Source organism: Vreelandella massiliensis, from assembly GCF_900155385.1.
Lineage (GTDB): Bacteria > Pseudomonadota > Gammaproteobacteria > Pseudomonadales > Halomonadaceae > Vreelandella > Vreelandella massiliensis.
In genome coordinates this window covers 878,013-892,363 of record NZ_LT699745.1, presented here as the reverse complement: position 1 = coordinate 892,363, position 14,351 = coordinate 878,013, and the positions used below count along the sequence as shown (strand labels likewise).

The following is a 14,351-nucleotide window of genomic DNA, read 5'->3' as shown; positions in this document are numbered from 1 at the left end:
CACCGCAAACGCTATAAAAAACGCCCGCTGCCATGGCAGCGGGCGTTTTCGTGTGGGAGAAAAAAATATCAGTGCGCTTCGTCCCAGTTGGCGCCGCTTTCGGCTTCGACGGTAAGTTCCACCCTGAGCTCGGCGGCGGCCTGCATGCGTTTTTTCACTTCTTCGATAAACGCCTCGACGTGGCCCTCGGCGACCTCGAACACCAGTTCGTCGTGAACTTGCATCACCATCAGTGCATCAAAATCGCTTTCGGCAAGCCAGGCATCGACGTCGATCATGGCGCGCTTGATGATATCCGCGGCGGTGCCCTGCATCGGCGCATTGATGGCGGTGCGCTCGGCGCCTTGGCGACGGTTGCGGTTTTGCGCGTTAATCTCCGGCAAATAGAGGCGCCGCCCGAACACCGTCTCGACGAAGCCGTCCTCTGCGGCTTGGGCGCGAATACGCTCCATGTAGCGCGCCACACCCGGGTAGCGGTCGAAGTAGCGATCGATATAGGTTTGCGCCTGGTTGCGCTCGATATGCAGCTGGCGCGACAGCCCCCAGGCGCTCATACCGTAGATCAGCCCGAAGTTGATCGCCTTGGCGCTGCGACGCTGTTCATTGGAGACCTTCTCAAGCGTGGTGCCGAACACCTCGGCGGCGGTGGCCGCGTGGATATCCTTGCCTTCCGCGAAGGCGCTCAAAAGCCCTTTATCCTCAGAGAGATGCGCCATGATGCGCAGCTCGATCTGCGAGTAGTCGGCGGCGACAATGCGGTACCCGTGGCGCGCGGTGAATGCCTGACGAATCTTGCGCCCCTCCTCGGTGCGAATGGGGATGTTTTGCAGGTTGGGGTCCGACGACGACAGCCGCCCGGTCGCGGTCACCGCCTGATGGTAGCTGGTATGCACCCGCCCCGTGCGCGGGTTGATCAAACGCGGGAGTTTATCGGTGTAGGTCGACTTCAGCTTGGCAAGCCCACGATGCGCCATGATCACCTTGGGCAGCGGATAGTCCAGCGCCAGCTCCTCAAGCACCGCTTCGGCGGTGGAGGGCGCGCCTTTGGGGGTTTTCTTGATCACCGGAATCTTCTGCTCGTTGAACAGAATCTCCGCTAGCTGCTTGGGCGAGCCAAGGTTAAATTCGCGCCCGGCGAGATCGAAGGCTTTCCGCTCCAACTCATGGATGCGGCTTTCCAGCTCACGGCTTTGCGTGTGCAGACGCTCGGCATCCAGCGCCACCCCATTACGCTCCATGCGCGAGAGCACCGGTACCAGCGGCAGCTCAAGGCTATCCAGCACCTCGGCAAGCGCGCCCTCTTTCTCCACCTGGGGCCGCAGCGTCGCGTGCAGGCGCAGGGTAATGTCGACGTCTTCGCAGGCGTAGGGCGCGGCTTGCTCCAGGGCGATCTGATTGAAGGTGAGTTGCTTCGCCCCCTTGCCGGCGATCTCCTCAAACGTCGTGGTTTTTTCGCCGAGGTATTTAAGCGCGAGCGAATCCATGTCGTGACGCGTGGCGGTGGAGTTGAGCACGTAGGAGGCGAGCATGGTGTCGGCGAGGGGCCCGGCAAGCGCGATACCCGCCTTGGCCAGCACCGACATATCGTACTTGAGGTTCTGGCCGATTTTGGTTTTATCGCCGTCTTCAAGCAGCGGCTTGAGCGCCTTTAAAACCGCGTCGCGTGCAAGCTGCTCGGGGGCGTCCAGGTAGTCGTGGGCCACTGGAATATACGCCGCTTCGCCGGCTTCAAGCGCAAGCCCAATGCCGACGATGTCCGCCTCCATATAGTTCAGGCTGGTGGTTTCCAAGTCGAAGCAGAAAGCGTCGGCCTGTTGTAGCCGCGCAAGCCAGGCGTCGAAATCGTCTTGCGCGGTAATGACATGATCCTGGCGCCCTTGCGATGCGCCGGTGCCTTGCCCGTCCGCCTCGTCATCCAGCGTCGCGCCGCCTTCGATATCGTCAACGCCTTCGTCTTTGCCCTCCAAAAGCTCAGCGAGCCACTGCTTGAACTCAAGCTCACGGTAGAGCTCAAGCAGGCGTTCCCGGTCGGGGTGGGCGATATCCAGATCATCGAGCCCCACCGGCAGATCGCAATCGGTTTTGATGGTGGCAAGCCGGTATGAGAGAAACGCCTGCTCGCGGTGCTCCTCGAGTTTTTTGGGCAGCGTTTTGGCGCCGCGAAAACCCAGCGTTTTGACCCGTTCGAGATCGGCGTAGATGGTATCGAGCCCGCCCTCCATGCCTTGCAGCAGGCCGATGGCGGTCTTCTCCCCCACCCCCGGCACGCCGGGAATGTTGTCGACCTTATCGCCCATCAAGGCGAGATAATCGATAATCAACGACGGCGGCAGGCCAAACTTCTCTTCCACCCCCGCCTCGTCCAGGGTTTCCTCCTTCATGGTGTTGACCAGCGTGATGTGCGCGTTGACCAGCTGCGCCATGTCCTTATCGCCGGTGGAGATCACCGCGTCGCGCCCGGACTCGGTGGCCTTTCGCGCCAGCGTGCCAATGACGTCGTCGGCTTCGACCCCTTCGATGCACAGAAGCGGCAGGCCTAGCGATTTCACGCACTCGTGCAGCGGCTCCACCTGGCGGCGCAAGTCGTCCGGCATCGGCGGCCGCTGGGCCTTATACGCTTCGTAAATGTCGTCGCGGAAGGTCTTGCCCGGGGCATCGAACACCACCGCCATGGGGCTTTCCGGGTAGTCCTTGATCAGGCGCTTGAGCATGTTGAGCACGCCCTTCACCGCGCCAGTGGGCTGCCCCTGGGAAGTGGTCAGCGGCGGCAGCGCGTGAAACGCACGGTACAAATACGAAGAGCCATCCACCAGCACAATGGGAGCGCGAGCCATGTTGTCCACCTTAGTTATCTTGCGGTAAAAATTGCCCCCATCATAACGCAATCGGCGCCCCAGGCGCTGCCAAGTGACGCCCCAAGCCGCTACAATAGAGGGCTTAGCAACCTGGGCGAGACTCTCATGGCTGTATTCACTCCGCTTAGCGACGCACAGGTCGCAGCGTTTTTGGACAAGTTCGACGTTGGCCGCTTTACCGCCCTTCAGGGCGTGGCGGGCGGCACGGAAAATTCCACCTTTTTTGTCACCACCGACCGCCGCGAGCTGGTATTGACGCTCTTTGAGCAGGGTGAGCACGAGGAGCTGCCGTTTTTTGTCGACCTTCTCGACTACCTCGACGAGCACCGCCTGCCGGTGCCCGGCACGGTACACGACCGCGAGGGCGTGGCGCTGCACACCCTGGCCGGTACACGACCGCGAGGGCGTGGCGCTGCACACCCTGGCCGGCAAGCCGGCGCTGCTCTTTCCGCGCCTGCCCGGCCGCCACCCCGAAGCCCCCAACCTCGCGCAGTGCCGAGCACTCGGCGATACCCTGGGGCGAATGCACGTGGTGTCGCAGCACTTCCCCGGTCATCGTCCCAACCCCCGGGATCTGCACTGGCTAAGGGCCATGCATCATAAGGTGCTGACCTATTTAAGCCCCGATGACCAAACGCTGATGAAAAACGAGGTCGACGACTTCGAAACCGCGTTCAGTCAGCACGGCGAGTTGCCGCATGGCGCGATTCACGGCGACCTGTTCCGCGATAACACCCTGTTCGACGGCGACCGGCTCGGCGGCATGATTGATTTTTACAACGGCTGCACCGGCGATCTGCTCTTCGATCTGGCGATCGTGATCAACGACTGGGCCTCCGACGCCGATGGACGCTTAAACGCCGAGCGCCACGACGCGATTCTAAGCGCCTACCAGACGCGCCGCCCGCTCTCCCGCGATGAGCGCAAGCTCTGGCCGGTAATGCTGCGCATGACCGCGCTGCGCTACTGGCTCTCGCGGCTTTTGGTCGTCTACGTCGACCCGCCCGCGCACGACTTGACGCCCCACGACCCGGAGCGCTTTCGCACCATTTTGCACGCGCGCCTTAAGCACGGCGCGCTGCCGATCCCCGAGGTTCGCCAATGAGTTATATGGCCTCCGCCGCAAGCCCCACCCTGCGCGCTCGGCGCACTTGGAATATCGATCAGTGGGGCAGCGGCTACTTCGACGTGGACGAGGGCGGTCAAACCCTGGTGCGCCCCCACGGCAGCGAGACGAACGGTCCTGCGCTGCCGCTGACGGGCCTGGTGCATCAGCTACAAAGCGCCGGGCTGCGCCTGCCAGTGCTGGTGCGCTTTAGCGACATCCTGCACGACCGCGTGGAGCAGCTGTGCGGTGCGTTCGACCAAGCGATGCAGGAGGCCGACTACAGCGCCGGCTACACGGCGGTCTACCCGATCAAGGTCAACCAGCAGCGCCGCGTGGTGGAGGAGATTCTCGCCACCAGCGAGCGCGGCCACGGCCGCGTAGGGCTTGAAGCCGGCAGTAAACCCGAGCTTTTGGCGGTGCTGGCGCTATCGGATAGCGGCTCGTCGCTGATCGTGTGCAACGGCTACAAAGACCGCGAGTACGTGCGTTTGGCGCTGCTCGGCGAGAAGCTCGGCCACCGGGTCTACCTGGTGGTGGAGAAGCTTTCCGAGCTTGAGCTGATTCTGGAGGAGGCAAAAGCGCTGGAGGTGCGCCCGCGCATTGGCCTACGCGCGCGGTTGGCCTCGGTGGGTAAAGGCAAATGGCAAAATACCGGCGGCGAGAAATCCAAGTTCGGCCTTACGGCGAGCCAGATTTTGCAGGTTGTCGAGACCCTGCGCGAGCGCGATGCGCTGGCCAGCCTGCAGCTGGTGCACTTCCACCTGGGCTCGCAGATCGCCAATATCCGCGACATTCAGCGCGGCCTGCGCGAGTGCGCGCGCTTCTACCAAAGCCTGGTCGAGCTCGGCGCGCCGGTGGATACCGTGGATGTTGGCGGGGGCCTGGGGGTCGACTACGAAGGCACCCGCTCGCGCAGTTTCTGCTCGGCCAACTACTCCATGGCCGAGTACGCCCGCAATGTGGTTCACGCCTTCGCCCAGCTATGTCAGGAGCAAGGGCTTACGCAGCCGCACCTGATTAGCGAATCCGGCCGCGCGCTGACCGCCCATCATGCGGTGCTGATCACCAACGTGATCGACGAAGAGCGCATCGATGCCACCCCGCCCGAGCGCCAGGCCCTTGACGACGCTTACGTTGAGACGCTGTGGCAGGTGTTTGAGCGGCTTGAAGAAGCGCAAGAGCCGCGGGTGCTGGTCGAGGCGTGGCATGACTTGCTCCATGCTATCAGCGAGCTGCAAGAACGCTTTGTCATGGGGCTTAGCAGCGTCACCGCGCGCGCCGAGGGTGAACGCGTGTATACCGCCGCTTGCGCACGGCTGCGCGCGCAGCTGGATAGCCGCAACCGCGCCCACCGCGAGATTCAAGATGAGCTTGCCGAGAAACTCGCCGACAAACTGTTCGTCAATTTCTCGCTGTTTCAATCGGTACCCGATATTTGGGGCATTGAACAGATTTTCCCGGTGCTGCCGCTTTCGGGGCTCGACCAGCCTCCCACGCGCCGCGCGGTGATTCAGGACATCACCTGCGACTCTGACGGGCGTATCGATCACTACGTGGATGGCCAAGGGGTGGAGAGCACCCTGCCACTGCCCGAGTGGGTCAACGGTGAGGAGCGCTGGCTAGGCTTCTTCCTGGTCGGCGCCTACCAGGAGATTCTGGGCGACTTGCACAACCTGTTCGGCGATACCGACTCCATCGACGCCGCCCTCGACGCTAACGGCGAGTGGATGCTCTCCAACCCCGTGGCGGGCGACCGGGTGGCCGACGTGCTGGCCTACGTCAATTTCGACGCCGAGGTGCTGAAAAAGAAACTGATGGACCAGCTCACCGCCAGCGGCTTCTCCGCGCATGAGCAGACCCACTTCGCCCAAAGCTTAAGCGACGGCCTAAGCGGCTATACCTATCTTGAATGACGCACTTGAATGACGTGCTTGAGTAACGCGCTTGAACAGACTTAAGTAACGCTTACTCCACTACGCTGCCGGTGATTTCCAGCCCGCCGGTGAGCGTCATTTTGAGCTTGGCACCGCGGGGGAGTTCGCCCACTCCCACCGGGGTGCCGGTCAAGATCACATCCCCCGGCTCCAGGGTGAAGTGGCGGCTCATTTCCGCCACCAGCGTGGGCACGGGGAAAATCATGTCGGCCCCTTCGCCGCGTTGACGCTCTTCGCCGTCGATCTCCAAGGTGAAGGCAAGCGCGTTCCAGTTGGGGACACGCTCTAGGGGCAAAAACGGCGATAGCGGGCAGGCACCGTCAAACCCTTTGGCGATTTCCCACGGGTGCCCTTTCTCTTTGAGCTGGGTTTGCACATCGCGCAGGGTTAAGTCCATCGCCAGGCCAATGCCGACGATGGCGCGTTGGGCTTCGTCCTGGGTGGCATCGGTCAAGGTATCCCCCACCAGCAGCGCCAATTCGATCTCGTAATGAACCTCCCCGCGCGAAAACGGCGGATTGAGCGGCTCGCGCAAATCCACCGCGCTGGTGGCCGGCTTGATAAACAGAAGCGGCTCGGTGGGCACGGGGTTGTCCAGCTCTTTGGCGTGATCAGCGTAGTTGCGGCCGATACAGACGATTTTGCCTAGCGGCTGGGAAAACGCCTGGCCATCGGTAAAGTGGGGAACAAAGCGCATGGTGGGTCGTCTCCTTCTCCTGATGCGTGCCGCCGCTTCACGGCGGACGCAACAGTCTACCCCACCATGGCAATAGTGCTATACCCCGATTTTTGCGTGAACGCGCGTTTATTCAGGCGTCCACTGCTCACCGGGCTGGTGCGCCAGGAAGCTCGGGCGCTGCTTGGGCGCGGCAAACGGCGCTTGGCAGCGGTTATCTGGACGGTTATAGACGAAGAACACGTTGCTTCGCGGGTCCGGCGAGAGGTTGGCGTTGGAGGCGTGCAGCACGTTGCAGTCAAACAGCAGAAGGCCCCCAGCCTCGCCTTTCGGCGCTTCAATGCCGTGCTCCTTGACCAGCTCGGTAAGCGCTTGTGGGCCGGGCACGCCTACCTCTTGGGCTTTCAGCGAGCTTTTGTGGTTATCCTCGGGGGTCTCCCCCAGACACGGCACGAACTTCTCGTGGGAGCCGGGGATAAGCATCAGCGGGCCGTTAAACTCGTGGTTTTTCGTCAGAATCAACGAGGCGCTGACCGCGTGCATGCGCGGCATGCCATCTTCGGCGTGCCAGGTCTCAAAATCGGAGTGCCAGTTAAAGCCCTTGCCGGCAAAACCCGGCTTGTAGTTAATCCGCGACTGATGCACGTAAGGGTCGGCGCCGATAATTTGACGCGCCGCACCCGCGAAGCGCTCATCTTTCGCCAGCTCGCCAAGCCGCTGGGAAAGAAAATGCACGGCAAACAGCGAGCGAATTTCCTGGCTTTTCGGCTCGGTGACGCTGAAATCGCGGCCGCGGAAGGCGTCCTCTTCCAGCAGCGCCGTCATCTCTTGGCGCAGCTCCTTGAGCTCTTCACCGCTGATCAAATTGGGAATAAACAGAAAGCCTTTGCGCTCAAACTCGTCAAGCTGCGCGGCCGTCAGCGGGCCTTCAAGCTCGCGGCCTTTGACCACACCGTCCTGGCGAGGCTGCCAAAGCGCGTCCGGCGCTTTGCTCAAACGGGTGGGGTAGACATCCTTCACCGACGCGCGCTGCGCGGAAGGCATGTCGGTCATTTCGCTGTACTGTTTTTGCGTGGTGTTACGGAAAGGCATGTTCTTGACTGCCATCTAATCAACCCCCTATAAAAAGTTGTGATTAAACGCGAATCAATGGGTAGTACGGGCAGTAGGGTAGCCCAAAAACCCCACTCTGCAAGTGGGATTGTGCGAGGGCTATATCGTCATCGTTGGGATCAGCCGGCGTGGTGGCGAAGCAGCCAATCCGCCGGGGTATCGCTTGCACTCAGGCGGGCACCGGTGAGCTGGTACCACTCTTCTTCGGTCAGGTAGCTCTGGCACCAGCGCCCCAGCGCGGCGGCGGTGACGTCAGCGCTTTGCTGGTTACAGCGGTAGCGGTTGGCCATGTCCAAAAGGTCTTGACGGGCAGTGCGCGCACGGGCAAAGCCGCCGTGCACGCTTGAGAGCGGGCAGCGCCGATCATAGGCTGCGTTGATTAACGCGTCCAGCCAGTACCCCAGCTCACGCGCTTGTATACCGCCGTAAACTGCCACCAAAACCTCCCCCAAGCGATGAGTGCGTTAGCCTGCCCGAATTTAGTGCAAAAGTCATCCGTGCGCGGCACCATCTATCGCTACGCCCTATCCTACGCCCTACCGCTATCGCCGCCAAAACCACGCAGTACGTTTACCACATTGACGCCGATGTCTGCCACCGCGTAGCCCCCTTCCAGCAAAAAGGTGGTCGGTCGTTTAAGCGTCGCTAGGCGCTCACCGAGGGTCACAAAGTCGTCATTCTTAAACGTGAACGCGCTGATCGGGTCGCCCTCGAAAATATCCACCCCTAGCGATATCACCACAAGCTCGGGATCAAACGCCTGGATGTCTGCCAGCGCCTGATCCAGCGTGGCAAGCCAAGTGGCGACATCGGTACCCGGCGGTAGCGGATAATTGACGTTAAACCCTTCACCAGGGCCACGGCCGGTTTCATCGGCGTAGCCAAGATAGTAGGGAAACGTCACCGCCGGGTCGCCGTGAATCGAGACAAACAGCACGTCGTCGCGATCAAAGAAAATCTGCTGGGTGCCATTGCCGTGGTGGAAATCGACATCCAGAATCGCCACCCGCTTCTTGCCGGCATCGCGGGCGTATTGGGCCGCGATTGCGGCATTATTGAAAAAACAGTAGCCACCGAATTGATCAAACGCGGCGTGATGCCCCGGCGGGCGGCAAAGTCCAAAGCTCGGCTCGCCACTGGCAAGCGTATGCGCGACCGCCGCGAGCGCCACGTCTTTGCTCGCCATGGCCGCCTCGAAAGTGCCGTCGGTGATGGCCGTCTCCGCTGCGAGCGCGTAGTAGCCGAGCTGCCCGCTGACCGACTTAGGAATACGGTCATCGCGCAGCGTGCGCGCCGGCCAGATATTCGCCATCGCCTCGCCGGCGTGCCCCGCCGCTTGCCAGCGCTGCCAGCAGCTTTGCAAAAAATCGACGTAGCCTCGATCGTGTACCGCCAATACCGGCGCCAATCCCAAGGCGGGCGGTTCTCGTATCTCACCCAACTGCGCCTGCTTTAGGCAGGCTAGGATCAACGCCACCCGTTCGGGGCTCTCAAACGGCGTGACCAGGGTGCCGTCGTGGAGTTCGGTGTTGGCTTGGCGCAGGCTGGTTTTATCGCTGTGAAACGTCAACATGGCAGGTGTTTTTTTCCTCGTTATCCCAGGTGTCGGAGCAGCGCCACGCGGCGGCCCAACGGCGTTTTTGCTCGGGGCGTTGTTGCTTCAACGCGTATTCGGCGCGGCTGGCCGCCGCGCGATCGGCAAACGGCTGCGCGCCAAGCAGCCCACGCGGCGNGTTCGGGGCTCTCAAACGGCGTGACCAGGGTGCCGTCGTGGAGTTCGGTGTTGGCTTGGCGCAGGCTGGTTTTATCGCTGTGAAACGTCAACATGGCAGGTGTTTTTTTCCTCGTTATCCCAGGTGTCGGAGCAGCGCCACGCGGCGGCCCAACGGCGTTTTTGCTCGGGGCGTTGTTGCTTCAACGCGTATTCGGCGCGGCTGGCCGCCGCGCGATCGGCAAACGGCTGCGCGCCAAGCAGCCCACGCGGCGGGTTGGCGCGGGTGTAGCGCGCACCTTTACCCTCGCAGTGCGCTCGGTAGCGTTTGGCAAGATCATTGGTAATGCCCACGTAGGTGCCGCGCTGGCACTCCAGTAAATAGACGTACCAGCTGCGTTTTTCCGCGCTCACGCTGACGGCACCTCGCTCTCCGGCTTAATGGGCGCCCGCTTCAGGGCGTGCAAAAAGGTTTTCAGCTCGTGCAACGGCATGGGTTTGGCCAGGCCAAAACCTTGGAATATATCGCACTGATACGCCAGCAAGCGCGCATGCTGTGGCGCCGTCTCAATCCCTTCGGCAACGACGTCCAATCCCAGGTGGTGCGCCATGGAGATAATCCCCTGCACGATCGCCGCGTCGTCGTCGCTGTCCGGCAGCTCTTTGATAAAGCTGCGATCGATTTTCACCGTGCTGATGGGCAGATTTTTCAGATAGCTAAGGCTGGAAAAGCCAGTGCCGAAATCATCGATAGCCACGCGGATCTGCATGCTGCGCAGCGCATGCAGGGTGTCAATGGCGGCTTCGGTGTTGTCCAGCAAAATGCCTTCGGTCAGCTCTAGTTCCAGCTGTTCGGTGGCCAGCCCTGAGGCATCCAGGGCATCGCGCAGCGTGGTTAAAAAGCTCGCGCGATGGAACTGCAGCGGCGATAAATTGACCGCCGCCTTCACCGCGCCATAGCCTTGCGCGTTAAGCGCCTGCATATCGCGGCAGGCGCGCTTTAGCACCCACTCGCTGATGGGCATGATCTGCCCCGTCGCCTCCGCCAGCGGAATAAAGCGTGCGGGGGAGATAAAGCCTTTTTGCGGGTGCGGCCAGCGCAGCAGTGCCTCCACGCCGGAGAGCTTGCCTTCGCGGTTGATCAGCGGCTGATAGTAGAGCTCAAAGGCTTCATGGTCGATCGCTTCTTGCAGGTCATTGCGCAGCACCATGCGCTCGCTGACGCTATCGGTAAGCGTGTGGTTGAACCAGTGATAGGCATTACGCCCCTGCTGTTTGGCCTGATACATCGCCATATCGGCCTGCTGAATCAGCTCCTGTGGCCGCAGCGTGCCAGGCTGGCTCATGGCGATCCCGATACTCGCGGTAAGATAAAGCTCCTGGCCATCCACATGGTAGGGCAGCGCCAGCGCCGGCAGCATGCGCTCGACTACGCCCATGACCTGGGTTTCATCACCGATATTGGCCTGCAAGATCACGAACTCATCGCCGCCTAGCCGCGCGACGGTATCCGTTGGCCGCACCGCCGCGAGCAGACGCTGCGCCACCTCAATCAGTAACTGATCGCCCACCGCATGGCCTAGGTTATCGTTGATGGGTTTGAAATCGTCCAGGTCGACAAACAGCACGGCGACCTGCTTGCCCCGGCGCTGAGATGCGCTGAACTTAGCCATTAGCCGCTCTTCAAACAGCGAGCGGTTGGGCAGACGCGTCAAGTCGTCGTGGGAGGCGTGATAAGCCAACTGAGCCTCAAACGCTTTGTGCTCGGTGATGTCGTGCTGCACGCCGACAAAATGGGTGACTTGGCCGTCGTTATCGCGCACCGGAGCGATGTACAAATCGTTCCAGAAGGGCGTGCCGTCTTTGCGATGGTTGCACAGCGTGACGTGGATATCGCGCTGCGCTTTAACGTGTTTGCGGATTCGCGCCACCACCTTGGGGTCGCTCTCCTTACCTTGCAAAAAGCGGCAGTTACGACCGATCACTTCGTCTTGCGGGTAGCCCGTCATTTGGCTAAAGGCGCGATTGGCGTAAATAATCGGCTGGTCGGGCTGGGTGGCATCGGCAATCACCACGCCGTTGACGCTCGCCTCGACGCTGCGCTCTAGAGTACGCAGCCGAGTCTGCTGGCGGCGGCTGGTGGTAACGTCTTGACCGATGCCGTACACGCCCTCGATCTCGCCATTGACCATGATCGGCGTATTGATCAATTCGATCACATGGGCCTCGCCTGCGCGGTCGTAGAGCACAAACTCGTAACGTTCGATATGCCCTTGCTTGGCGGCGTTAAAGTGCTGCGTCAGCCGCTCGATATCCTCGGGCTGAATAAAATCGACAAAAGAGTGCCCCAGCATCTCCTCCGGCGCATAGCCGGTGATGAGTCCACAGGTCGCGTTGGCACTGACAAAACGCCCCTCTAAATCGAGGGAGAACACCGCATCCGGATGGTGCACGAACAGCGAACGGTAGCGCTGCTCGCTCTCCTGCAGCGAACGTCGCACTTGGGCGCGCTCCACGGCCAGCGCCACCAGCCCGGCGGCTTTTTCGATTAACCTCTGGTGGGCTTTATCCGGCTCGGCGACGTGGGAGTAGTACGTGGCAAAGGTGCCCAAAAGCTGGCCTTCTCCGCTGAGCACCGGGCACGACCAGCAGGCACTGAGGCCATTTTTCAGCGCGATCTCTTGGTACCCTCGCCAGCGGCTGTCGTTGGCGATATCGGCGCAAATCACCGGCTCGTGGAGAAACGCCGCGCTGCCGCAGGCGCCTCGCATAAGGCCAATGGGAATACGCGTCACCGCCTTGCTATAGGAGGCGGGTAAGCGCTCGCCCGCGGCCAAGTACAAGTGTGTTTTTTCGTCATTGGCGAGCATGATCGAACAGAGAGCGCCCGGCAGTTGCCGCTCAAGCAGTTGGCAAATCGCCTCCAAAATATGCTCAAGCGGCGCATCCTGCGCGATCATCCGCTGCGTGTGCTGCTGATCCTCTAGCGCTTGGCGTGCCTGAGCGAGCTCTTGGCTGCGCGCTGAGGTCAAACGCACCGTTCCCAGGCTAAACGCCAACAACCAGCTAAGCGTCAGGCCGCCAAAGGTGACGCCCATCGGCACGAGACTGGCCGTTTGCCAGTCTTCGTTGCTCCCCGGATACGCCTGTAGCTGTAGGTCGATGCCTCCCGGCAGGGCCACCGCTTGGGTAGCCAGCGGGTAATCGAAAGCCGTGGAGGTTTCCCTTTCACCTGTTTCCGGTTGCAGAAGAAAAAGGCGTTCGTCGCCGCGGATCACCCCGACCTGAAAAAGCCCAAACTCCAACCCCAGCTCGCCGTGCAGCAAGGTCGCTAGATCGAACACCGTGACGAGCTGTTGGCTATGCTCGGGTAAATGGATCAACAGCAGTGCATCGGCCGGACGACTTGTATCGGGCAGCAGCAGCCGCGACTGCTCGGAAGGCGCCTCCAGCCACGCCTGTATCACCTCACGCGCTAGCTGCTGTTCCAGCCAGCGCGTGCGTGCCAGTGAACGCTCAAACGCCCACTCGCGCTGCCCGGAGTCGGCGTCCATCAGCGCAATCACCTCGATGCTGGGCGTGTCGCGCAGGTAATTACGCGCATCCCGCGCCATCACCACCGGATCAAGGCGGGTTTCGGCGGCTTCCAGGCGCGCGGCCATGCGCTCCATCAAGCGCAGTTTGTCGCTCACTACCTGCTCGGCGTTGAGCTGAATATTGTCGAGCAAGTAGCTCGCTTGGCGCTGGGTATTGGCATGCTGTTGCTGGCTTAGCGCCAGCCACGCCAGGCTGCTCAGTGCCACCCCTCCCACGCACGCCACGACTGTCAGTGGCCCCGGGTTGAGCGCTTTGTCGCTTTCGCGCTGACTGGCAAGCAGCATGGCCACCCCCAGCAAAAAAGCGAAAAAGACCACCACCAGTGGCGATGACGTGGCCAGCGATCCGTTGGCCCTCAACGCGGCCTGAAACCATAAATCCGCGAGCACGCCAACCGTCAGCGCGCCGAATCCCAGCAGCAAAGCCCCGGAAAATCGCCATAGCCGCTGGTGCCAGCGGCAAGTGAGCCCGAAAAGCAGGCTCACCGCCGCCGGCAGCATAATCAGCGTGGGAAGCGTTGCCATGCGCCGCCCCTGGGTCACCCACGACGCCGAGACGCCGCCGGCCACCGCATTGTGCGCCAGGGTATACCCCAACAGGAGAAGCAGCGTGAGCGTGGAGGCACGGCGCACCCCGCGCCACCCTTGTAGCGAGGCCAGAAGCCCGGCGCCAAATAGCATCGCGCTTAGCGCGGCATCGGGCACCAGCACGTTGGCCACCAGGGCGTAATGGCGCTCCCAGAGGTTCAACGCCAATCCAGCCGCCCCCAGGCACAAAAGCGTGGCGGCCACCAAAAGGAGCAAACTCTCTTGCGCCAAATCGCGGGTTTTAATCAGCATGATGGCCCTCACTATTACCATGCGCCCACCAAGGCAAAGAAGCTCCTAGCCTAATCGATTCCCCCGTTAACGTCTCGTAGGGTTTGTTTAGCTTGGGTGACAATTTGGGTACACTATCAACGCAGCATGATTTTTGACACGGAGTACGCATCACGATCGATTAATCTTTCCTACACGTAGCGGAGGTTCTCCCATGAAGGTCTACAAACCGCAATGGCAGTGCACGTTTAGCGTAAACGAAGGCGCAGAAACATCGGCCAACTGGAAAGAGCGAATCGCGTGGCGGCTAAGAGGGATCGCCGACCGGCTTGAGGGCGGTGGCAGAACGTTGAAAATCCACTATGACGTAACCCCCGTGGTTAGCCGTGATGAAGTCGACACCTGCTTGGGTAAGGGGTTTGAAGTGACCCAGCGGCTGCTCACGCAGCTCGCCCATCAGCAAGCCTGTGAAGACGTTATGCGCCATGCGAAAGCAGAACTGTATGAAGAGCACCCTTCGTCGTAGCGCGTTAATTCGC

Annotated in this window: 9 protein-coding genes and 1 pseudogene; 3 read left to right on the top strand and 7 right to left on the bottom strand. The window is 61.4% G+C overall.

Annotated features, from left to right (window positions below; all coding sequences use genetic code 11):
* Positions 1-68: 68 nt before the first annotated feature.
* Positions 69-2,834: a DNA polymerase I gene (gene polA / locus BQ9846_RS08820; RefSeq protein ID WP_075880633.1), complete on the bottom strand. Its 2,766-nt coding sequence runs from the start codon at positions 2,832-2,834 to the stop codon at positions 69-71.
* 126 nt (positions 2,835-2,960) lie between these two features.
* On the opposite strand from polA, the pseudogene BQ9846_RS08815 reads away from it, so the two are divergent.
* Positions 2,961-3,960, top strand: a pseudogene (locus BQ9846_RS08815) (homoserine kinase).
* Complete coding sequence (gene speA / locus BQ9846_RS08810; RefSeq protein ID WP_075880632.1) at positions 3,957-5,876, top strand: biosynthetic arginine decarboxylase; 1,920 nt, start codon at positions 3,957-3,959, stop codon at positions 5,874-5,876. Before BQ9846_RS08815 ends, speA begins: the two are co-directional and overlap by 4 nt.
* Positions 5,877-5,928: 52 nt before the next feature.
* Here speA and BQ9846_RS08805 read toward each other — a convergent pair whose 3' ends face one another.
* From BQ9846_RS08805 to BQ9846_RS08775, 6 genes are all read right to left on the bottom strand, one after another.
* Positions 5,929-6,594 carry a fumarylacetoacetate hydrolase family protein gene (locus BQ9846_RS08805; RefSeq protein WP_075880631.1) on the bottom strand — a complete coding sequence of 222 codons (666 nt, stop codon included), beginning with the start codon at positions 6,592-6,594 and terminating at the stop codon, positions 5,929-5,931.
* Between the two features lie 108 nt (positions 6,595-6,702).
* On the bottom strand, positions 6,703-7,680 hold the full coding sequence (thpD, locus tag BQ9846_RS08800; RefSeq protein WP_075880630.1) for an ectoine hydroxylase: 978 nt from the start codon (positions 7,678-7,680) through the stop codon (positions 6,703-6,705).
* Positions 7,681-7,805: 125 nt separating this feature from the next.
* A complete protein-coding gene (locus tag BQ9846_RS08795) occupies positions 7,806-8,123 on the bottom strand; it encodes a hypothetical protein (protein WP_075880629.1) in 318 nt (105 codons plus the stop codon).
* 92 nt (positions 8,124-8,215) lie between these two features.
* Positions 8,216-9,259, bottom strand: a complete 1,044-nt coding sequence (locus tag BQ9846_RS08790; RefSeq protein ID WP_075880628.1) for a histone deacetylase family protein — start codon at positions 9,257-9,259, stop codon at positions 8,216-8,218.
* A 231-nt stretch (positions 9,260-9,490) separates the two neighbouring features.
* Positions 9,491-9,811, bottom strand: coding sequence for a GIY-YIG nuclease family protein (locus tag BQ9846_RS08780; protein ID WP_083651535.1), 321 nt, complete (start codon positions 9,809-9,811; stop codon positions 9,491-9,493).
* Entirely contained in the window at positions 9,808-13,833 is a 4,026-nt protein-coding gene (locus BQ9846_RS08775; protein WP_235818944.1) for a sensor domain-containing phosphodiesterase, read from the bottom strand. The genes BQ9846_RS08780 and BQ9846_RS08775 overlap by 4 nt, the downstream gene beginning before the upstream one ends.
* Positions 13,834-14,026: 193 nt before the next feature.
* On the opposite strand from BQ9846_RS08775, the gene BQ9846_RS08770 reads away from it, so the two are divergent.
* Positions 14,027-14,338 (top strand): hypothetical protein, encoded by a 312-nt coding sequence (locus BQ9846_RS08770; RefSeq protein ID WP_075880626.1) that lies wholly within the window; start codon positions 14,027-14,029, stop codon positions 14,336-14,338.
* Positions 14,339-14,351: the final 13 nt, after the last annotated feature.